The 22,420-nt window shown below is 34.8% G+C and carries 23 protein-coding genes; 16 read left to right on the top strand and 7 right to left on the bottom strand.

Annotated features, from left to right (window positions below; genetic code table 11):
- Positions 1–24: 24 nt before the first annotated feature.
- From KD050_RS07255 to KD050_RS07245, 3 genes are all read right to left on the bottom strand, one after another.
- Entirely contained in the window at positions 25–2,103 is a 2,079-nt protein-coding gene (locus KD050_RS07255; protein WP_211895524.1) for an SA1320 family protein, read from the bottom strand.
- Between the two features lie 13 nt (positions 2,104–2,116).
- The gene (locus KD050_RS07250; protein ID WP_211895523.1) at positions 2,117–3,067 is read right to left on the bottom strand and encodes a DUF1672 family protein; all 951 of its coding nucleotides are present in this window, start codon (positions 3,065–3,067) and stop codon (positions 2,117–2,119) included.
- Between the two features lie 272 nt (positions 3,068–3,339).
- Complete coding sequence (locus tag KD050_RS07245; protein WP_211895522.1) at positions 3,340–3,942, bottom strand: DUF1672 family protein; 603 nt, start codon at positions 3,940–3,942, stop codon at positions 3,340–3,342.
- Between the two features lie 754 nt (positions 3,943–4,696).
- Here KD050_RS07245 and KD050_RS07240 point away from each other — a divergent pair.
- From KD050_RS07240 to KD050_RS07210, 7 genes are all read left to right on the top strand, one after another.
- Positions 4,697–5,404, top strand: coding sequence for a nucleotidyltransferase domain-containing protein (locus KD050_RS07240; protein ID WP_211895521.1), 708 nt, complete (start codon positions 4,697–4,699; stop codon positions 5,402–5,404).
- 16 nt (positions 5,405–5,420) lie between these two features.
- Entirely contained in the window at positions 5,421–5,744 is a 324-nt protein-coding gene (locus KD050_RS07235; RefSeq protein ID WP_211895520.1) for a hypothetical protein, read from the top strand.
- Between the two features lie 15 nt (positions 5,745–5,759).
- Positions 5,760–6,206 carry an NUDIX hydrolase gene (locus KD050_RS07230; RefSeq protein ID WP_211895519.1) on the top strand — a complete coding sequence of 149 codons (447 nt, stop codon included), beginning with the start codon at positions 5,760–5,762 and terminating at the stop codon, positions 6,204–6,206.
- 18 nt (positions 6,207–6,224) lie between these two features.
- Complete coding sequence (locus KD050_RS07225) at positions 6,225–6,680, top strand: SRPBCC family protein (protein ID WP_211895518.1); 456 nt, start codon at positions 6,225–6,227, stop codon at positions 6,678–6,680.
- 150 nt (positions 6,681–6,830) lie between these two features.
- The gene (locus KD050_RS07220) at positions 6,831–7,295 is read left to right on the top strand and encodes a hypothetical protein (protein WP_211895517.1); all 465 of its coding nucleotides are present in this window, start codon (positions 6,831–6,833) and stop codon (positions 7,293–7,295) included.
- Between the two features lie 70 nt (positions 7,296–7,365).
- Positions 7,366–7,845: a GNAT family N-acetyltransferase gene (locus KD050_RS07215; RefSeq protein WP_235753936.1), complete on the top strand. Its 480-nt coding sequence runs from the start codon at positions 7,366–7,368 to the stop codon at positions 7,843–7,845.
- A gap of 114 nt (positions 7,846–7,959) precedes the next feature.
- A complete protein-coding gene (locus KD050_RS07210) occupies positions 7,960–8,490 on the top strand; it encodes a D-glycero-alpha-D-manno-heptose-1,7-bisphosphate 7-phosphatase (protein ID WP_211895515.1) in 531 nt (176 codons plus the stop codon).
- 145 nt (positions 8,491–8,635) lie between these two features.
- Here the strand turns inward: KD050_RS07210 and KD050_RS07205 are convergent, their stop codons facing one another.
- The 3 genes from KD050_RS07205 to KD050_RS07195 are packed head-to-tail and all read right to left on the bottom strand — an operon-like array spanning position 8,636 to position 12,410.
- On the bottom strand, positions 8,636–9,733 hold the full coding sequence (locus tag KD050_RS07205) for a GerAB/ArcD/ProY family transporter (protein WP_211895514.1): 1,098 nt from the start codon (positions 9,731–9,733) through the stop codon (positions 8,636–8,638).
- A gap of 16 nt (positions 9,734–9,749) precedes the next feature.
- Positions 9,750–10,913, bottom strand: coding sequence for a Ger(x)C family spore germination protein (locus KD050_RS07200; protein ID WP_211895513.1), 1,164 nt, complete (start codon positions 10,911–10,913; stop codon positions 9,750–9,752).
- Entirely contained in the window at positions 10,914–12,410 is a 1,497-nt protein-coding gene (locus KD050_RS07195) for a spore germination protein (protein ID WP_211895512.1), read from the bottom strand.
- Positions 12,411–12,749: 339 nt separating this feature from the next.
- On the opposite strand from KD050_RS07195, the gene KD050_RS07190 reads away from it, so the two are divergent.
- The 4 genes from KD050_RS07190 (at position 12,750) to KD050_RS07175 (ending at position 14,872) form a co-directional block, all read left to right on the top strand.
- On the top strand, positions 12,750–13,028 hold the full coding sequence (locus tag KD050_RS07190; protein WP_211896231.1) for a DUF1292 domain-containing protein: 279 nt from the start codon (positions 12,750–12,752) through the stop codon (positions 13,026–13,028).
- Between the two features lie 76 nt (positions 13,029–13,104).
- Positions 13,105–13,404, top strand: a complete 300-nt coding sequence (locus tag KD050_RS07185) for a DUF1292 domain-containing protein (RefSeq protein ID WP_211895511.1) — start codon at positions 13,105–13,107, stop codon at positions 13,402–13,404.
- Positions 13,405–13,858: 454 nt separating this feature from the next.
- Positions 13,859–14,581, top strand: a complete 723-nt coding sequence (locus tag KD050_RS07180; RefSeq protein WP_211895510.1) for an EcsC family protein — start codon at positions 13,859–13,861, stop codon at positions 14,579–14,581.
- A 99-nt stretch (positions 14,582–14,680) separates the two neighbouring features.
- Positions 14,681–14,872 (top strand): hypothetical protein, encoded by a 192-nt coding sequence (locus tag KD050_RS07175; RefSeq protein WP_211895509.1) that lies wholly within the window; start codon positions 14,681–14,683, stop codon positions 14,870–14,872.
- Between the two features lies 1 nt (position 14,873).
- Here the strand turns inward: KD050_RS07175 and KD050_RS07170 are convergent, their stop codons facing one another.
- Positions 14,874–15,665, bottom strand: coding sequence for a serine/threonine protein kinase (locus tag KD050_RS07170; RefSeq protein ID WP_235753935.1), 792 nt, complete (start codon positions 15,663–15,665; stop codon positions 14,874–14,876).
- A gap of 122 nt (positions 15,666–15,787) precedes the next feature.
- Here KD050_RS07170 and KD050_RS07165 point away from each other — a divergent pair, with 122 nt between their 5' ends.
- The 5 genes from KD050_RS07165 to nagA all read left to right on the top strand — a co-directional run bounded on the left by KD050_RS07165 (position 15,788) and on the right by nagA (position 22,402).
- A complete protein-coding gene (locus tag KD050_RS07165) occupies positions 15,788–18,016 on the top strand; it encodes a PepSY1/2 domain-containing protein (protein ID WP_211895508.1) in 2,229 nt (742 codons plus the stop codon).
- 264 nt (positions 18,017–18,280) lie between these two features.
- Positions 18,281–18,763 carry a PTS sugar transporter subunit IIA gene (locus tag KD050_RS07160; RefSeq protein ID WP_211895507.1) on the top strand — a complete coding sequence of 161 codons (483 nt, stop codon included), beginning with the start codon at positions 18,281–18,283 and terminating at the stop codon, positions 18,761–18,763.
- A 38-nt stretch (positions 18,764–18,801) separates the two neighbouring features.
- Positions 18,802–19,626, top strand: a complete 825-nt coding sequence (locus KD050_RS07155; protein ID WP_211896229.1) for a PRD domain-containing protein — start codon at positions 18,802–18,804, stop codon at positions 19,624–19,626.
- Between the two features lie 63 nt (positions 19,627–19,689).
- A complete protein-coding gene (gene nagE, locus KD050_RS07150) occupies positions 19,690–21,132 on the top strand; it encodes an N-acetylglucosamine-specific PTS transporter subunit IIBC (RefSeq protein WP_211895506.1) in 1,443 nt (480 codons plus the stop codon).
- Between the two features lie 115 nt (positions 21,133–21,247).
- The gene (gene nagA / locus KD050_RS07145) at positions 21,248–22,402 is read left to right on the top strand and encodes an N-acetylglucosamine-6-phosphate deacetylase (protein ID WP_211895505.1); all 1,155 of its coding nucleotides are present in this window, start codon (positions 21,248–21,250) and stop codon (positions 22,400–22,402) included.
- Positions 22,403–22,420: the final 18 nt, after the last annotated feature.

Genomic DNA, 22,420 nt, shown 5'->3' with positions numbered 1-22,420 from the left:
CTGATGGAAGATAGTTTACTTTATCTAAAGTGTACCTCGATTAACCTGCTCCTTTAATATCTGTAGGTTGCTCAATACATTCTTTGATACTTCTAGTGTTGCTTCAATAGCATTTGCTTTTTCATTGGATAATTGAAAGATAATATCATTAAATAGCATTTCCATTTCGTCTAGAATAGCTAAAGTTGAAATGTTATAGAGCCTGACATCATCAAACTTCCCAGGCTCGAAAATGGCTGTATCTATATAAGGCTTAAAGTTCTGAAGCATTTCAGGAATATTCGCTGACATACTACCAGCTCCAATACGCACAGTTTCTGCAATAGTTTTAATCTCCTCTAAAGGAACAAATGCATTATTAACTGCTGTTTTTATTTTTTGCTCATAATCTGTAAATAGGCTGATGAATAAACCAACTGGATTACCATAGAGCCCTACATTAAGAGCAGCTTTAACTCTAAAAATAATAGAAGATAATGCTGATTCAACAAACAGAGCGATCTGGTAAATATTGTCAACAATTGGCTGTAATATAGTAGTTACTAGTGAGGTGAATTGTTGATGAGCTAGATTAACCTGTAGTTCTTTTATTTTCATCCCTATTGTTAAATATGGGGAGTTTTCAATATTCATGATTTCAGTCTTTTGTATAGCATCTACACCGTCTGCAAGAGAGATCCCTGATTGAATAGAGCTTCCCAGATTTTGATCCTTGTTAAACATAGAAGTAGCTATATCTTTAACCTGTTTTTCATAGTTTGTTAATTGGTTATAAACAGCCTCTTTATTTTTGTGAACGATTGAGTAATGCGCATTTAGTTCACCAACTACTGCATCTACAAACATATCCTTGCCACCTTTAAAAAGCTCAGGTATGTATGTTTGGATGATGTTTTGTGCACCATTCACTAAGTTATCCACATCATCTTTTAACTGGTTTAAATATTCTCTTGCAGGAGCAAAGAGGCTCTCTACATCAATATTTATGGAAGCAATAAATTCTATTATTTCTGCAGGTTTAGAGTTCAAGATAGAATTTAGTATTCTGCATTTAGCTTCAGCAGCGTCTAATAGAGTAATTAAATGGTCGATACATCCTTTAATAAGGGTACCCGTGTTGGAGATTCCGTTGAATAAAGGATCTCCCGCAGTTTCATCAAACATCATTTGAAAGGTTTGCTGTAAGACTGTTACGCGAGTGCTAAACTGCATACTTTCATCTAAGACAATACTTACGGAGTTGTTTAGATAGTTTTGTACATTCGTAATTCTGCCTTTTACCTGATCTTGAATCCCGTTTGATAGCAGTAGCAAATTTTCTTTGTTTAAAACAATTTTTTCCGTTTGACCACCATATAAAGGGGAACCAGTCCAAAGGCTCGTGACAATATGATCATCAGCTCCAATATAGATAAATCCATGCCCCGGCTGACCTTTTACTCCTACTTCAATTTTGAATTCGCCATTCTCATCCGCTTCTATATAGCCTGTGTGATTAGAACCAAGCATCGAAAAGAGAGGAACGCCATTATTTATCCCATGTTTGTTTCCAGGAATCCGATCACCTAAACCAAGAGATTCCTCCGTCCCAGTAAGAAAATCATATTTACTATAGTAATTTGTAATATTAGGATATTCTTCGCTAGAATCGACCATACCAAAAGGAAGAATAGCAGGATTAAGCGTCACTGCTTTCACCTGTGGATTGTCGATTGCCACTGCATTTGTCAAAGCACCAGCAAGTGAATTTCCGGAGACAGAAGAAATTTCTCCGTATTTATCGTTCATTTGCTGGAAATATATTTTAGCGTCCTCAATTTGCTGTGGTGGGACTGTGCCAATTAGCTTAGTGTTTGTACCGAGCCAGTCTTTGTCTAACTGTTCGCTTCCTACGAATACAATGGAAATTTCTTTTGTTTCAAAATTCTTAACGGTTAATGCATCTAAACCAGATACAGAATTGTATTTTGTATGAATTACATCAAATCTTTTTCCATTAACCCATATATCACTGAATCTTTCATAGTGTTTATAGGAATGATAACCTGCAAGTTCAACCAAATCCTTATCGTCTGTGTTTGATACATCATTTATAGTGGTCATAGGTGCTCGACTCCTATTCTTTCACGATTTTATTCAAATCATTTTTGGATATAGTATTATCATTTGAATTAGTACCATACTTGCTGTCTATTGTGTTGTCGTTAAGTATCAAGGCATAGCCGCCCTTTGGAAAACCGTCACTCTCTTTAATTTTATTTAAAATTTCATCGTAAGCTTTCTCATCTGGTTCAGTGTTAGCTTCTTTCATAAAAAAGTTAAGAGTTATGCTAACTGACTCAGGGTCGAACTTACTTTCATCGAGGAATTTTCTTATTTCTTCTTTACTTATATTTTGGTCCTTCATATATAAAGTGTTAAGCTTATTGAATATATCATCGAATGCACTAATAAAGTAATGAGAGGTATAGTATCCTGACGAAGTATTGTTTACTGCTTCCATGTTTTTACCAACAACGGGATAATCTTTAATTACTTGGTTTACAAAAACGTCTAAATTATCTATTTCTTTTTCATATGCCATTGCAAATATTCCAGCTGATAGGGCGCTTTCTACCTGTCCTTCCTGAGACCATACACCATCCGTTTTCACTGTTTTACTTTTTACATCAATAGGGACTATTGCAAAAGTATGAAAATGTGGTTCGCCTACCGATTCTACGAATACCGAAACACCGTCCACAGCACCTACTAGATTATGCACAATTACTTCGGTTTTATATTTCTCACTAAAGAATTTTTTAACCGCTACTTCAATATCCTCACGGTTAGCTTCAGCAATCTTATCTGTCTCTTCACCATTTCTTAACGCATAGCCTTCTCCGTTATAGTCTTGAATACTAACTAGGTTTTCTGTGTTCATAGCAATTTCTTGCTCTCCACCAGCTTGTGCTACTGTTTCAGTTTCCGAATCCGTGCTTTTTACATTATCCGTCCCCATGCTACATCCTCCTAACAAAACTGTTATGCCTAAACCAAATGCCAAGACTTTCTCGTTCTTATGCATATGAAATCCTCCTCACGTGGATGTTAAAACTTAATAATTTCAAATATCCTATATTTACTAATTGTATTAAAACGAGAAGAGATATGAAAATGTAATCCTAATTTTTTGTTTGAATTTTTAAAAAACAGGTGAAAGGTTATGAACTTTTAATTGTTATTAAGGTCTTTTGAATTATAAAGGACGAGAGAAAATAATTGTATTGAACAATAATAGCGACTATAGTACGATTTCATGAGATATCTATTTCTCAATTGTTTAAAGGTGTAGAAAATCTATTCTTTCATGATCTCGTTCACTGCATTTTTATCTATAGTATTTCCTTTCGAACCACTCCCATATTTACTGTTAATCAAATTATCATGCATTAAAAAAGAATATGATCCTCTAAGAAATCCTTCAGCTGTTTCAATCTCCTTGTAAATTTCATCATAAGCTTTTTCATCTGGCTCTGTATTGTCTTCTTTCATAAACACGTTAAATACGATGTTCACATCATCCGGGTTGAACTTACTTTCATCCAAAATACTTCTTAGCTCTTTTCTATCTACATTTCGATTCTCTAAGTACAAAGAGTTAATCTTATCGAAGGTCTCTCCTATAGAACTTATGAAATAAAAAGGAGTTAAAAATCCTGTTCCACCGACATTTTGAACCGCTTCTTTATTTTTTCCTACTAGAGAATATTCTTTTGACATTTGGTTAACGAAGTTATTCAAATTTTCTATTTCTTTTTCATATGCCATTACATATAATCCACTGGCTAGAGCATCTTCTACTTGACCAGCCTGTGTAAACACTTTGTCTGTCTCAATTATTTTATTTTTTACATCAATTGGTACAATCGCAACAGCGTGATACATCAGAAAATTTTTCATTGGTAAAAAGTTTCTTTTTTCTCTTATTGAAGAATGGTGGAAATGGAACGATTATTATATCCATCTGGATCGAATGTCCGTTCCTAGTTCTAAAATTAAAGTTATTTTAATTCATGGAGCAGGTGGAAACGGTAGATTACTGGCACCCTATGCAAGGATGCTAAAATTACATGGATATGACGTTGTATCGCCAGATCTCCCTCCTTATCGTTTCCTCACCATTTCTTAACGCGTAGCCTTCTCCGTTATAATCCTGAACTTTAACAAAATTTTTGGTGTTCATTGAAATTTTTTGTTCTTCACCTGGTGGTACTGCTGATTCAGTTTCTATTTCAATACTTTTTGTATTATCCGTCCCTATATTACATCCTCCTAACATAACTGTTAGGCCTAAATAGGCCTAAACCAAATACCAAAACTTTCTTGTTATTACGCATATGAATAATCCTCCTAACGTGAATGTTAAAACTTAATCGAATATCCTATTTTTACTAATTGTATTAAAACTAGAAGAGATATGAAATTAAAATCATTGGTTCTTATTTGAATTATAAAAAACAGGTGAAAGGGAATGATTTTATTTTATAAAATCAGGACTTCTGTTTTAGAGTAAAAGGACTAAACTGCTAGATGTGCTTTTAAAGTAGTATATAGTCTGAGCGAAATAAGGATTTTAATTTTATGGATTGACTTGAATAATGAAGGTATTTCCTCCTTACTATAGAAATTATTAAGAGAGATGGAGGCGATAGACATGAACAAACATAATCCAATGGAGGTAGCTCAAAAATTTGTACATAAGTATTTTCCGAATTGTAATGGTGCTTTGTTAGCAGGGAGCGTCGTACGGGGAGAGGCAACGAATACATCCGACTTAGACATTGTGATTTTTGATGACACAGTTCCTTCTTCTTATCGAGAGTCGTTTATAGAATTGGATTGGCCAATTGAAGTGTTTGTACATAATGCGAGCTCCTATAAGCCATTTTTTGAGAGTGATCGAGAACGTGCTCGCCCATCCCTGCCTAGAATGGTATCGGAGGGAATTATTTTAAGGGACGATGGAGTAATTGAATCTATAAAAAAAGAAGCAGCGGAACTGTTAAATGAAGGACCAGAAAAATGGTCAGAAGAAATTGTACAAATAAAACGGTACTTTCTGACAGATACACTAGATGATTTTATAGGATGTTCCAATAGAGCCGAAGAAATATTCATCGCAAACACTTTAGCAGAACTATTAAGTGAATTTGTTCTAAGAACCAACCATTGTTGGATAGGTACTTCTAAATGGATTGTCCGCTCTTTACTTGCATATGATGAAGACTTCACCAATCAATTTGTCGAAGCATTTGATACATACTACAAAACTGGTGATAAAGGAAAAGTAATTCATTTGGTCGAAGTAGTGATGGAGCCTTTTGGGGGACGATTGTTTGAAGGTTTTTCTATAGGGAAATAAGGAATATGGAGGACGTATGAAAACTTTTATTGCTATAATATCCATATTATTTGGAGCACTATTTATTAATATAACAATTAATCAATTCGAAAAAGCAGGAAATATTCTGTTAACACTATATGGAATAACGTTATGCGTACTTAGAGCTATAGTACTTAGTAATCGAGGAATAGCAAACGGTAGAATCTATACAAAAGTTTTGGGTATAGGTATTGCGATGATTTTATTTGGAATTGCATTCGTATTGAAACCTGGAGATACGGGGAGCAGTTTTGGGATCCTGATAATTGTTATAGGTTCGTTATTTTCAATAGTAGATTACTTATGGACTAAAGTATAGAGAGTGGGAATGGAATTGCTAACTAAAATAGATTCTTTGCCGACTGATAAGAAAATTGCAGGAGTTCATTGTGTTCCGTTTACGGAAAATGGAAATATTCTTATGGCATGGGATAGGGATGAGCAACTGTTGACGACAATAGGAGGAAGACTAGAGGAAACTGAAAATATTGACCAGGCACTAGAACGTGAGGCAATGGAGGAAGTGGGTATTGTATTGGGAGAGGAGAAAATCCCTTTTGCTTTATGGTATTGGGATTCTACTGATTCTTATACTATATGGTTTTTAGCAAAAGTAATAGAGATGAAGCCATATTCTTTTGATTTTGAAAAAACAGGCTATGTTTCATTTAACTTTGAAACTGCCTTACAATTAATCGAAAAGATTGAACCGACCAATCCGAAAAGAACAAACCTTTTAAAGTTAGCTGAAGAATGTGCTAAGCAACATAATTGGCTTTAATAATAAGGGGGTAAGTACTTGCCTAAAATTGTACATAAACAAATCATAAATGCTCCGAAAGAAATTTGTTTTGACTTGGCAAGGAACGTGGAAGTACATACAAAAACAACCTCCCATACAAACGAAAAAGCAGTGGGAGGAGTAACGGGAGGTTTACTAGAGGAAGGCGACATAGTCACCTGGGAAGCAACACATTTCTGTATTCGGCAGAGGCTCACTGCTAAAATAGTATGGATGGATAGGCCAAATCAATTTAAAGATTCTATGATAAAGGGCGCTTTTCATTCGTTTATTCATACGCATGATTTTCTAGAAGTATCTGAAGGCACGTTAATGATTGATACATTTCTCTATAAGTCTCCGTTTGGCATTCTAGGAATACTGGCAGATAAATTATTTTTAGAAAGATATATGAAAAATTTCATTATTTCCCGATCCATGGAACTAAAAAAGATAGCGGAGAAAGATAGATGAATTTATTTTCAAGCTACGAACAAGTTCAAAATTATATGAAGTAAAATTAGAGTTGGAAATCAGCAAATGTTGGTTTTCAACTTTTTTTGGTAAAAAGATGTAACATTATTTAGTATTTATAGTCTAACTTTTATAAAGGGGGATTATCTTATGAAAGGAATTTTAGTAGTCATTTTGTTAGGCTTATCGCTAGTAATGACAGCTTGTTCGTCCGAATCAAGTAAACAAGAAAGCGAAAATGATTTTCCGCCTACAATGACAGGAACAATAGAAGTTAATGGGCAACAATATGATATGGCAATGGGGAATTATAGATGGGAAAGAAAACGAGGAATGGAGACAGAAGTTATAGAAACTGATTCAGCTTCACCCTATCAAATTGCGGAGAACTTTGATGCAATTCAAATCGGCCAGAGTGACACTATTCATATAAATATAGAAGATGAACCAACGATAACTGCTTATCTTTGGGATGAAAACGGAAGACAAAAAGAAGTGTCAGTAAATAATAACCAAATCAAAGCACCAGAAAGTGCCGGAAAGGATGTATATGAAATACTTGCAGAATGGTCAAATGGAGAAGTATCTTATACGTTTGTTGTAGAAATACAATAAGAACTTGCAGGGATAATTCTAGATTAGTAGAAGTAAGCAATATGCTGATATATGAGGTGACTTTACTTTGTTGAGTATTAGAAATTTAGAGAAAAACGAACTGGAATTCTTGAAGGATATGCTTTATGAATCTATTTATATTCCGGAGAATATAAAGAATAAAGTGGAGCTATTAAACTCCCCTTCTATAAAAAAGTACTATGAAGAATGGGGAAGAAAAGGTGATACAGCATTAATAGCAATTGATGAGAATAACAGAGCTGTAGGAGCCGTTTGGTATAGATTGTTTGATGAATCAAATAAGGGATATGGCTTTGTAGATAATAGAACTCCTGAATTAGGAATAGCAGTTACTAAAGAAGCCAGAGGATTAGGAATAGGGACATTGCTTATGAAAAAGATCATCCAGCAGGCTAAGGAGGATGGATATAAATCATTATCCTTAAGTGTAGACCCTGAAAACACGCATGCGGTTTATATCTATAAGCAGTTAGGTTTTAAAGATTATGGAATATCTGGGACTTCTATTACGATGATTTACCGAGTTTAGGATTTGAGTCTGGGGCTTATAATTATTTTGGGTGCCTGTAAAATAAAATAAAAAAGTCATTTCAGGGAACAATTTATTAGTAATAAGTAAATCTTAAACAAGGGTGTGTTGTACATGAAGAATGCAGTATTCTTAGATCGCGATGGCGTTATAAATGAGGTGCTATCAGAACGGGTTAAATTTGTGAACAAACCAGAGGAACTTTACTTTTTACAAGGTGTCCCCGAAGCCATTAAGAAATTGAATGCTTTCTTCGATTATATATTTGTCGTAACCAATCAAGGAGGAGTAGGATTGGGATTTATGAAGGAATCTCAACTGCAAAAAATTCATGACTATATGATTGCACAACTAAAAAAGGAAGGTGCCACCATTCATGAAGCAGTCTATTGTCCTCATAAGCCGAAATCTGGTTGTGCATGTCGCAAGCCAAACAGCAAATTAATCGCAGATCTTGGTAAAAAATATAATATTGATTTGTCTAAATCCTATATGGTAGGTGATACCGACACAGATATTATTGCCGGAAAGAAAGCAGGTACAAAAGGTGTTTTCTTAGGCAAAAGTGATCCTCTTGCGGATGCTGTTTTTCCAGATTTATTAAGCGCGGTAGACTGGATTTTACAGGATGCCGAAATAAGTTGAGGGAATCCAGTCGCAATGTTTGAATAGGCGGCATAGCTGTTATTAATCCATAGCTACCGTATCCATCGTAATATCCAGAACAATGTAATGGTTGGCGTAAACCCTGCTAGGATAATTAAAGAAAAAATGAATAATAAAAGAGTATTTATTGGGTCTTATTTATTTTATCTTTTATAAAAATTATTAGGCTGAGAAATAAGGGGAGAACTACCCAAAAAGGTAAAATAAATGGTATTGCAACTACTTGAGGAAACTCGACAGAGATTTCAACAACATTCCTTGGAAGTAGAGAAAGAAGGTAGGCTATACCAGCTATATAAAAAACCATTTTTTGTCTATTCTTTTTTAAGGTATACCTTGAAAAACCGTAGCTAGTTACAAATAAATATAAACAAATTTTCAAGAAGATGCTTAATATCCAAACCGTTATTACAATTGCATCTAAATTTTCAATGATGCCGAAAATTGAAATGTACCTTTCTAAAATTAAAAATGGATATAGATGAGTAGAAGCGATTTTAACTCCGAATGTAGTAATGATCGACGTAACAGTTAGCAAATATAGTAAACCACTTGTAAGAATACTCCACATCAAAAATTTTTCTTTTTTTGGATGAAATTCACTAAGATTAAAAATCCATAAAATTAATACACAATCCGTCAGAAAAGCAGCAGGTCCTAAGGAACCGGTTAAAATATCTAAAATGCCACTGTCGTACCAAAAAGGTAGTAGATGTTTTAAATCCATATTTACTATACCGAGTAGAATAGGAGATATAATTCCCAACAAAAGAATGGGGCCAAATATCTCTGCTAGACGACCTATAACCCCTAATCCATGAAAAGTTGGGTAAATGGCAGTGGCTAAGATACATAATATTATTACACTAATAGGTGTCTTTGGTAAAATTGTGCCCGATACAAATTCTCCGTATTGTCTAAGCATGACTGCTAAAATAACAGTAAAAGATATTAATAAAAGTATGGATAACAGTCTACCGAACCATTTTCCTACAATTGTTTCTATAATTTCATGAAAATCCATAGTTGGATATCTAGTGCACACTTTAGTAGAAATCCACAAAGTTAGTAAGGAAATTAATATTGCTACTAAAGCGGACAACCAAGCATCTTGTTTGGCTATTTTAATTGATCCTGAGGGTGTAAGCAGCATATTCATTATTACCTGCATACTTAAAAATAACCAAAATAATTGTTTATGTGTCAATACATTATCATTCAAAATCATAACACCTGCTCTATTTTTTCTCGATATTAAGATTTGTAACTCCTGGATTTTTAATATTTACTTCCACTTGAATTGATACTTCTATATTTTCATATTGTTCTTCCCAGTTTTCTTTTACATCATCCGTTTCTTTAGGATAGCTACGATGAAATGCTTCATAGAATTGAAGGACATCAGCTCTTAAATCTTTTTGTATATGATTTAAGAAATCTTCTATATCCCCTTTTATTTTCTTAGAAAACTCTTTTTCTAATTGATTCTTAACGGATGTATTATATATGTCGAGATTTGTGGAATTTTGTAGAATTACTAAGTCTGAATTTACTTTAAGCTTTATTCTCCATTTTTCTTCTTCTAAAAGGGGTGTAACTTTAATGGATTTTTTACTTGTTTGTGCAGTCACTTTACCATTTTTCTCAACAGGATTAATGGTAATAGGAATATTTGTCTTCGGAAATAACAACCATTGACTGCCAATATCTTTTTCCCCTGAAATAATTGAAATCATTTTTCCTTGATAGATAATAGCAGACCCTTTGACCGCAAAAGAGTCGATTGTATCTGCTGAAGTTTTAATACTGTTAGTATCGCTAACAGGAATGAGGCCAGCTTGAGAATTATTTACAAGCATTTCCTCTGTATCTTTTAATGTAATAGATTTTAAATAACGAGACTTTGGAATTTTACTAAACAATTCGGCGGTATTTATATTGACAAATTTATTTATTTCTACTTTAGCTTTGTCTTGGCTAATATAAATTTGGGATTGTTCTCTTGGTTCAGCAGTTCTAACTAGAAAATCAAGCTGCTTACCAAGTTCATTTTTTGCAAGCTCACTCCCAAAGATAAAAATATTTGAGTGTCCCCAAAAAATTTCTCTAGGAACTTCTGATTCCAGCTTCATAACTGCATCTGAAAATGTATCTCCAGTCATTGAAACTGAATAGGAATTTTTACTAGAGCCACTTTCTTCCCCACTCGCCCCGCCTGAAGGATTAGGTACATATAACAAAAAGGTAACTTCTATTTGCTCATCCTCTATTTGATCAATACCTGTAGCAATTACTATTGCTAGGTCGTTGACTTCCATTACGTCCCAACAACCGGAGAGAATAATTGAAGTTAATATAAGTGAAATATATATTTTTAAAGAACTATGATATTTTTTAAGCATTTATTTCCCTTCATTTCGTCGATTAGGATTAATGGATGAATAGATGGTCGGTCTTTTTTTCATGTATTTAAGTGGTACTCTTATTAAAACATCCTTTAACAAAGAAGAATCATTTGGAGTCAAGGGTGCTAAATAAGATAGACCGAATGATCTTAGTGAACAAAGATGACTAGCAACTATTAAAACTCCTAACATCAGACCAACTAGCCCCAGCATTCCAGAAAGAAACATTATCGGAAAGGGAATCCATCTTAGTACTATACTTAGTGGATACTGAGGTAACAAAAATGAGGAAATACCAGTAATAGCAACAATCATAACCATAGGTGCTGAAACAAGTCCTGCTTGAATCGCTGCTTGTCCAATGACCAATGTTCCTACTATACTGACCGTAGAACCCATTTGTTTTGGTAAACGAATCCCAGCCTCTCGAAGTACTTCAAATATTACTTGCATGAGCAAAGCTTCTAAGAATGCAGGAAAAGGAATTTCCTCTCTACTCTGTGCTATTCGCAGTAAAAGAGTAGTAGGGATCATTTCTTGATGAAAAGTCAAAATCGCTATATAGGCAGATGGGGCGAGTACTGCAACCATTAGAGAAAAATATCTGAGCCACCTACCTAGCGTTCCGTTGATAAACCTTTCTGTGTAATCTTCAGGAGATTGCAAAAGAGTAAAGAGAGTAACTGGAACCATTAAAACAAATGGAATACCATCTATAAAAATAGCTACTCTTCCCTCTAAAAGAGCTGCGGCTACTACTTCCGGTCGTTCGCTGTATTGGACTTGTGGAAACAGAGAGGACCAATTATTTTCTAATGCTTCTTCAATAGAAGCATTAGAAAGAACGGCATCAATATTAATCTTCGATAACCTTTCCTTCACATCTTCTACAATCTGTAAATTGGCAATACCTTCGATATAAGATATATAAATAGAAGTATGAGAATATGTTCCGATTACCATAGAACTCATTTTTAGAGAAGGAGTCTTTATTTTTCTTCTAACAAGAGATAAGTTTGTACTGACAGACTCAATAAATCCTTCTCTTGACCCAATCACAACAGATTCTGCTTGAGGCTCTTCAATCGATCTTTTTTCATAACTCGAAATACGATAGGTAACTGCCTGATTTTCTATATCATTAAAGAGAATGGTATTTCCATCTGCAATCTCTTGAATGATTTCTAGTGTATTAGAAAGAATCTTTGCATTTGTTATATTTGTTACATGAGATATAGTCAACGTTAAATCTGATGATGCTATGCTTGAATGTTGTATGGGTCTAATAATATGTTCGTGGATCTTTTCTTCGTCGCATAATCCACTCACAAAAATGAGAAGATAAGCAGATTGTTTAGAGAAAAAAGGATGAAAAACTATATCATCACAATTTTTATAGATTTCTTTCAATATTTTTGTTTTCTCTTCAAGTGATGATGGTAGAAATTCATAGGATTTAATAAGTTCTTTTAAATGAAGATCTGCTGTTTTCATCAAAATTCCTCTTCCTTAATGTTTATTTAATTATTTCCAACTTAGCTCGTTATCATTCAAGGTTGAAGATATTAGAGCTAAAGAAAACGTTCATTCTTGTAGAATTATATCGTGTGTCATTAGCATATAATTCGAAAAGAAATAGGATTTTGCTAAAGGCTAGCGAATGTGAGATGATTTGAATATGCATGGAGCCACGAATAAAACCATAGGTACGTGAAATACTATATGGGTAAACAAATCAAATAAATTTTGTGTAAATGCAAGCGGTAACGGGTAAGTGAATGGTTAGAAAAAATAACGTAACAATACTAGGAGGAATTTTGAATGGAAGAAAAAATGGGTAGCATCGAAGTGGGAGAAATCCTAACGGTATTAGATGAAGATGATCGCGAGCAAGAAATCGAAGTAATCGGGCTATTAACAATTGAAGATAAAGAATATGCAGCTGTTGCATTTGCAGAGGATACTCAAGAAGAAACAGACGAAGACATGGACGTATTCTTTTTCCAAGTGGTTGAAGGAGAAGACTTAGCGGAAATTGAAACGGATGAAGAATTTGAAAAAGTATCTGCAGCATTTCTTGAGGCTGAAGAAGCAATAGAGGACGAAGAATAGGGGAATTGGAAAAGAGAGGCTGATTTCCTCTTTTTTTAATTCACATCTAGAAAAGGTTTGCTAGGAGGTAAATGGAATGTTACAAAATGAAGGTAAACTGGAAGTTGGCGGTACGTTTAAGGTGTTAGACGAAAATGACCAAGAGCAGGAACTGAAGGTTTTAGGCTATTTAAGTGTAGATGACACCGAATACGTAGCAGTTAGCTTTATAGAAGATATAAAAGAAGATTCAGAAGATGAAATTGGGATTTTCTTCTTCCGAGTAGAGAATGATAATAACTTTGTCATGATGGAAAGCGAAGAAGAGTTTGAAAATGTAACAGCAGCGTATATCAAACTAGAGAAAAATAACTTTACTAAACAGAAAAAAAGATAATAACTTATAAAATTAGAACATGGTACCTGACACAATAGGTATCATGTTTTTTAACAATTATATCCTGTTGTGAACACAGTGTTCCTGGTTTTTAAGAAATAATATGAGTAATGTTCATCATGTTTAATGGTAAGGCTCAACTTAAATTAGTACTTAGTTGCTACATTATTTGTGATTGTAGTAGAAAGCGTCCGCTTGAAACGGAAATCAGCGGTATCTTATAATAATTTTCTAATTACAGCTGACAGCGTGTAGAAACGATTTAGAATAGTTTTTAGTAGAATGGAGCTTGCGCTAAGCTCTATAAACATTTCCAGGTGGGCAAAGAATATAGCGTTTGTACTTTTTCGTAAATACATCTTCAGGCGGAGATACAGCCGAACTCAAGGCTCATTTGAACGCAGCTGTAATAAGATATAATGAATCATAATAGTAATAGATAAGGGGTTAAAAGATGGATGCGTATAGATGGAAGGTTGAGGAGGAACTATTTCTTTGGAAGAGGAAAATGACTAAACGAACAGGATTAATAGGTCGTACGTCTAAAAATGTACAAACAAAGATTAACGGACTTATCCCTGAAAAGGTCCATCAAGTGATGACGGAGAGCATTAAAAATATGGTGAAGGCGACGCTCGTTGGGTCGAATATAAAGCTAAAAAAAAGATTGGCACTAAAACTTAGCCTTCAGGAGCGGGATGAACTTTTAAAGGAAAAACTCACTACGTTCCGGAAAACAGCTGTAGTAGAAGGAGCAGGAACGGGAGCGGGGGGTATTCTTCTGGGACTCGCTGACTTTCCACTACTATTATCTATTAAAATGAAATTCCTATTTGAAGCGGCAGCAACTTATGGATTTGATACGGATGAATACGAGGAACGACTTTATATTTTGCATATATTTCTTCTAGCTTTTTCTAGTGAGGAAAAACGAAAAGAAACGTTAGAAATTATGGAAAATTGGGAACAACAAAAGTACTTAATTGGTGAGATGGATTGGCGAGACTTTCAACAGGAATACCGGGATTATATTGATCTAGTTAAAATGTTCCAACTATTACCTGGCATTGGAGCTATGGTAGGAGCTGTTGCTAATTATAATTTACTCGATCAACTTGGTGAAACAGCGATGAATTCATATCGATTACGTTTATTATCTTTAAATAAGGAAAACTAAAGAGAATGGTCGTTCGTTTTCCAAAGACAAAAAGGCAGTTTGAGTGAGCCAGGTTGAATAGCCATATTAGACTACTTTAAAATAGGAAAAGAGGATTTTATGTTTAAGAAAATAATGAAACAAATCAAAAATGCATCCAGAGGGAGTAGTGAGCATAGGCAGGGTCACTATCGTAAAGGGAGCAGCAGCAATCATTATTATAAACGTGGAAGTAGCAGCAGTAACCACCATAAACGTAATCCACTAGGCGGAAGTAGCTACTACAAACGTAAAGGACGTAGTAGTAGCTAAGTTATTTTTTAGTGACTGCTAAAAGTGCAGTTTCTATATCTTGTGCAATGCTCTCTAAGGTGGAATAGGCTTCATCAATTTGTAATAATCTTTTTAGTAAATGAACAGTTTCCATTTCTAAAGAAAGTTCTTCTGTCCAAGGAAGGGCTTTTTTATTTTTAGAGGAATAGTTCGTGTATAGTAAATATAGAAGTACATCCCCTAAATCATAATAGTCGTATTGCCTCAACTCTAGGAATTTGGAGTCATTTTGTTCTATCTTTGACAATCCAAAATCAATAAGGAATAGTTTACCCTTGTTTATTAAAATATTTGAAATACGTATATCTCCATGAAAAATATTCTTTTTGTGTAAGTGATCTACTAAAGGAAGTAAATCTAAAATAAATGCTAGTGCATCCTTTTCAACGTATTTTCTATTCGTTGAAAAGATAAGATCCTCCATATTTATACCCTCTATGTAATTCATCGAATAAAAAAGAGAACCATTTACTGAAAAAGCTTCGTAAAACTGTGGCATGCTAGCGTGCTGTAACTTACTAATAATCGAAATTTCATTTTCAAATAAAGATACTTCGCTTTTTGTTCGTTGCTTACTAGGTCGCAGTTGTTTAAGTACTCTTATTTCATTAGTTTGTATTTCTTTACAATTATAAATAATCCCGTAACTACCAGAGCCTATTACATGTTTAATCTTATAAAGATTATTTATAATAGTACCCTGCTGGAGAGGTTTATCTACAACAAACTGGTACATTTTCCGAATTGAACGTATGAATGTGAATTTACTCACCTCCTATTTATAGCTCCATTGTACCTTAATCGGATGAATTAGATTCAATATCAAATAATTGGTATTTTCTCTCTCCTGCAATCATAGAATTCAAAGACTGCAAAATAAGGAGAGATTTTTTTATGGATTTTAAACATGTTGGTATCATATTAGGAGCTTCAGCATTATCACTTGGACTTTTTTCGGCGAACGTAAATGCAACTACAACTTTGAATGAACAACCCCCTGTACAAATTCAAGCGGCATCAACAGAGAATGTTTTCACAAAAGAAGATTTGATAAAGAAGTTTCGTGCATTTTTTCCGAAGCAATTTGATTTCTTAACGAATGCTGATTTTCAAATGAACGGTGGCTATTATTATCCTGGTGAGGAGACAATGCGTTACGATTTATTCTTTACAAAAACCATCAGTGGAAAGCAATTATATGGAAATGTTTCGTTTGTAGGTAAGGATTTACAAATAGAAAATTTTTCTTATCAACCGGCATCAGTAACAGAAGCGCTTTTTCCAGCTAAAGTTTCCAAAGATGAGGCAAAGAAAATTGCTGGAGATTTTATGAAAAAATATCTTGATGGTGGAGAATATCAATTAGAAACGGATTCTTATGGATATTACCCAACACAAATACTAACTGAACCAATCCGATACTCATTTTCGTACACTCGCTTGAAAAACAAAGTTTCCATTGCTGATCAACGAATAGAAGTTTCTGTTTTAGGAAACGGAGAGATAGTTGGCTTTTATAGAAATCCGGACGCTAACAAAGCTTCCACCTTTGATGATGTGAAACAAGTAAAAGCGAAAGATGCCATATTGAAAAAGGTAAAAGAAAATCTATACGTGGAAAAGCAATATCAAATAGAAACAGATTACCAAACTGGTGAACGCCATGTTCGACTCGTTTATCAACCGATACCAAGTTTACTTGGTGTTCATGCTTCATCTGGAAAATACCTAACTTTAAACGGATACTCAGCAGATTTCCCTAAGAAATCAACCATATCTATGCTAGCTTCAAAACCAATCCCATCCAAGAATGAGGGAGGGGTAACTATAGAAGAGGCAAAAAAAATAGCAGAACAATTACTGAAGATCGATTTGAAAGATGTTAAATCCAATATCGAGTCTATTAGAGAAATAAACAACTATAATGGGCAGGAAGTTTATAGTATTCAATATATGTACAGTTATCCAAATGGTGGTTCTGGCGCAAGTCTAGAAATAAATAAACAAACAGGCGAAGTCATTCAGTACTATAATATGAAGAGTCAAATTTTAGAGCAACTAGGAGAAAAACCAAGTGAAGCGAAACCTCTGTCAGAAAAACAGGCACTCGAAAAAGCAATTGGACATATAAAAAAATGGGTTCCATCCTACCTTCATAAATATGCAAAACCTATGGAGGCGGCATATTTGGATGAAATGCAAGGAAGCTATATGTTTAATTTCCCACGAGTTGTAAACGGAGTAATTGTTTCGGGTGACTATATTAGTGTTGGAGTAGCGAAGGATGGCTCGTTAAATAATCTTTATGTAAATTATCAAGAGGTAGAAAATTGGCCATCACTAGATAAAGCTATATCAGAAAAACAAGCTAGGGAAATTTTAACGAAGTCTTTAAGTTTAAGACTCAACTACATGAAGACCGATAATAAACAAGAAAATAACCATTATGACCTTGTCTACTCCACTTTATTTAATGAGAGATCTTTTAGTACTTTAGATGCTCTAACAGGAGAATGGCAAGCACTAAATGGAGAAAATAATTCACCTGTTGTTTCACATCCTTGGGCAGAAGAGGAGCTAAATTATTTTATTAATGCAAAAATCCTTGATATAAAAGATCCCAAAAAGTTTAATGGAGATGCTGCTATTTCCAAAGGAGAAGCTCTTCAAGTACTTATGAAATCCCTAACGTATATGTATTCTGACTATTATTATCCTGAACAGGAAAATAAGAACCAATCATTCGAAAATATCGACCCTAAACATCCTTTATATCAATCTGTTGAACGTGCTGTTGAAATGGGTGTGATAAAACCTGATACGAAGAACTTCGCAATAGATGAACCAATTAGTAAAGAACAGCTAGCTGTTTGGTATATACGTACATTAGGATTAGAACAGGCAGCCAAACATTCTACTATTTATAAACTGCCATTTACAGATACCGATAAGGTACAAAAGGAATTATTAGGTTATGTTGCATTAGCTAACTCTTTAGAATTATTAGAGGCGGATCAAGGTACATTCAATCCTAAAAAAGAAGTAACATATGCAGAGCTAGCGGTTTCAACGATTAAACTTGCTCATAAAATTTCAGATAAAGGAAGAGCTTTTCCTTATTAATATATAAACGCTCAAAATATTTTTCGACCATAGAAATTTACGTTGCTTTTTTGAACCTTTGATGATATTATCGGATTATAAATACACATATTGGTCACATGTTACTGAACTTTTCAGGCATGGTGGTAAAATGAGAGAGAATATTATTATTCTTTTTCTTTACCCCATCCCTTTTTATGTTCTTATTGGTTTCATGAAGCAATATATTTTAATAAGACGATTTTTTACAACTAGAAAAAACATCTATACAAAGGAGTTCTACTAATGTTTTCTAAATTTATGAAAAAAAACAAAGTACAAGTATTCTCATCATTAAATGGTCAAGTTATTCCTTTAGAACAGGTTCCAGATCCGGTCTTCAGCCAAAAAATGATGGGTGAGGGAGTAGCTATTATGCCGACAGGAGGAGATGTAGTTGCGCCAATTGATGGTACGGTTGTGTTAATATCCAAAACAAAACATGCTATAGGTATTCGTACAAAAGATGATACTGAGGTGCTAATTCATGTCGGATTGGAAACGGTTACATTAAAGGGTGAAGGGTTCACTCTATTTGTAAACGAAGGCGACGTTGTTTCTATGGGGCAAAAGCTCATGGCAGTGGATTGGGATTTTATAAAAGATAAAGTTCCAAGTATTATTACTCCAATAGTAATTACGAATAGTGCAGAGAGATCTGTAGAGTATGTTGATGCGACATCTAGTGTTGCGGGTGAGACGTTAGTAATGACTGTTTCTTCTAAGTAAGCACAAGTGGGAAAGTATGTGAAAGGAGCTGGCTTTCCATTAAGATCACAAAGGTACTTAATAATAATGCGGTGATTGTTCTACAAGATGGACGCGAGAAAATAGCAATTGGCTCGGGCATAGCTTTTCAAAAGAAACGAAATGATATTGTCATTGGTTCCAAGATTGAAAAGATTTTTGTCATGCAGGAAAATGACAAGCTGGAGCAATTATTAAGTCGAATTCCAGAAGAGCATTTTACTATCTCAGAAGAAATAATCACCTACGCAGAAACGTATTTAAATACAAGATTAAATGAGCATATTCATATAGCTTTGACAGACCATATCTCTTTTGCAATTGAACGGGCTAAGGATGGCATTAATCTAAATAACAGACTACTCCATGAGATTCGCGTTCTCTATAGAGCAGAGTTTGAAATAGGTCTTTGGGCAGTCAAGCATATAAATAATACGTGTCAGGTAGAAATGCCTGTTGATGAAGCGGCTTACATAGCGCTTCACATACACACGATGAAAATTCAAGGGGGGGATTTACATCAGACAATAAGGCAAACGAATTTAATAAAGGGCATGGTTTCATCGATTAAACGGTACTTGAACATTGAGATTGAAGAAAATGATATTTCTTATCATCGATTGATTACCCATTTGCGTTTTGCTTTAACAAGGTTAAATCAGTCTGAGCTTCATATGATGGATGAAGAAATGTTAGTGATGATTCAAAAGAAATTCCCGGTTGGCTATAGTTGTGCAACCGAAATAGCGAAAGAACTAAAGGAAGAGCATGGAATTGAGTTTCCTGAAGAAGAGTTAGGCTATATTGCACTGCATATTGAACGTTTAAGAACACAAGCTTCATAATTCGGCATTATTTTATACTATTATATTTTTATTTATAAGCATGAAAAAGGGGGATAAAAGATTATGATGAAATATTTACAAAAGCTGGGGCGTTCTTTAATGCTACCAGTAGCTGTCTTACCTGCAGCTGCTATATTAATGGGTATTGGATACTGGATTGACCCGACTGGTTGGGGATCTGGAAACGTACTTGCGGCCTTTTTGATAAAAGCTGGTGGCTCTATTATAGATAATATTCCTATTCTATTTGCAGTAGGGGTAGCCATAGGAATGTCCAAGGAAAAGGATGGAGCTTCTGCTTTAAGTGGATTAGTTGCATTCCTAGTTGTTACAACTATGCTTTCATCTGGCACTGTTTCTTTATTGCAAGGAATTGACGTTGAGAATGTCGATCCAGCATTTGGAAAAATTAATAATGCATTTATAGGTATTCTTTCTGGTATTGTCGCTGCAGTAATGTATAATCGCTTCAGTCACGTGAAATTACCTGACTTCTTAGCCTTCTTTAGTGGAAAACGTTTAGTACCTATCATGTCAGCTGTTGCAATGTTAGTTGCTTCTGCAGCACTATTTTATATTTGGCCAATCGTTTTTGGTGGTCTAGTTAACTTTGGTGAAACAATTAGTGGTATGGGAGCAGCAGGTGCGGGTCTTTATGGATTCTTTAATAGACTTCTAATACCAACTGGCTTACATCATGCATTAAACGCGGTGTTTTGGTTTGATACTATTGGCATTAACGATATCGGTAAATTCTGGGCAAGTGAGGGTGTTAAGGGTGTAACTGGTATGTACCAGGCTGGATTCTTCCCGATTATGATGTTCGGATTACCGGCAGCAGCTCTTGCGATGTATCATACAGCTAAAACGAAAAGAAAAAAACAAGCAGCATCTCTTATGCTTGCAGCTGGTTTTGCGGCATTCTTTACAGGTGTAACTGAGCCGCTTGAATTTGCATTTATGTTCTTAGCTCCAGCTCTTTATGTTGTTCACGCAGCATTAACAGGTTTATCTTTATTCATTGCAGCCTCCTTTAACTGGACAGCTGGTTTTGGATTTAGTGCAGGGTTTGTAGATTACGTTTTAAGTTTACGTATTCCTATAGCAAATTTCCCACTTATGCTATTACTTCAAGGGTTAGTATTTGCAGTTATTTACTATTTCTTATTCCGTTTCTTAATCGTGAAGTTTAACTTAAAAACTCCAGGTAGAGAAGACGACACAGACGAGACTGAAGAAACAGTTGTAGTTTCAAGTGATGATAAATTTTCAAATATGGCAGCTAGAATCTATGAGGGTCTAGGTGGAGATGCGAATGTTGCTTCAGTAGATCACTGTACAACTCGTTTGCGTGTAGAGGTTTTAGACATGGATAAGGTCGATCAAAAGAAAATTAAAGACACTGGTGTTCCGGGTATTAATGTAGTAGGACCGAAAAGTATTCAAGTTATTGTTGGAACAAGTGTACAATTTGTCGCAGATGAAATTGAAAAGATTCGTAAATAGTTAATAATTGAAAAAGCCGTTTAATATGGGATTCCACATTAAACGGCTTTTCTTTATATTTTTAGGTAATATTAATCTATACTGTAAATAAGCAAACTGCGGAGGGGTGTAGTAAATGAAAAAAAGTATACTCATATCGAATGTGATTATTGTGAATCATGACAAAGAAAGTATGGGAAATATATTTATTCAAAACGGCAAGATTGAAAAAATGGGACAAGCTCTACAAGTAGAGGCTGATGTCTATATAGATGGAACTTCAAAGAACTGGATAGTTATGCCAGGTTTTATCGATATGCATATTCATGGATCAGCTGGTTTTGACATGATGGATGCCACGGAAGAAGCCCTTAGAGGAATGTCACGTTCATTAGTAAAAGAAGGAACTACTAGCTATTTGCCGACGACAATCACTCAGGCAGTGGATGCGATTGAAGCAGCACTCCAAAATGTAAATGACTTTGTCAATAATGAAGATGAAGCAGAGATTTTAGGCGTTCATGTAGAAGGTCCATATATATCTACAAAATGGGCTGGGGCACAGCCAGTCGAGCATATTACCGAGCCATCTATTGAACAATTTTTAAAGTGGCAGATGCTAAGTGGTAATCGTATTAAACAAGTTACAGTTGCCCCTGAAATAGCGGGTGGTTTGGAATTTGTACAAGCCGTGAGTAAGGAAGGTATTGTCGTTTCTATTGGACATTCAGATGCCAGTTCAGAAGAAGTAGAAAAGGCGGTTCAATTAGGAGCTAAGCAGGCCACTCATTTATATAACCAAATGCGTCCATTCCATCATCGTGAACCAGGTGTAGTCGGATCTGTTCTGATGGAAGACCGTATGCAAGTGGAAATTATCGTCGATTATATACATAGTCATACAAAGGCAGTGAGTTTTGCATACCGTTTGAAGGGTGCAGAAGGAATTATATTAATAACAGATGCTATGCGTGCTAAAGGATTAGAGTACGGGGAGTATGATCTTGGTGGACAGACAGTTCATGTCACTGAAAAAGGTGCCCATCTTCCTAATGGTTCTTTAGCGGGAAGTATACTTACAATGGATCAGGCCGTTCGCAATATAAAACAGTCGACGGGTTGCTCATTGAAGGAACTCGTGTCGATGTCCTCTTCAAATGCAGCGAAGCAATTGAATTTATCCCACAAAGGATATATTGGTGAAGGCTTTGATGCAGATTTAGTTATATTGGATATGGAATTGAATGTACAAAAAACAATCTGTCGTGGAAATATTGTATTTGAAAATTAATAGAAATTTGAGGTGATC

Origin of the sequence: Psychrobacillus sp. INOP01 (assembly GCF_018140925.1) — a bacterium.
Classification (GTDB): Bacteria; Bacillota; Bacilli; order Bacillales_A; family Planococcaceae; genus Psychrobacillus.
Note: the sequence above shows the minus strand (reverse complement) of the source record. Positions and strands in the feature narration are given on the sequence as shown.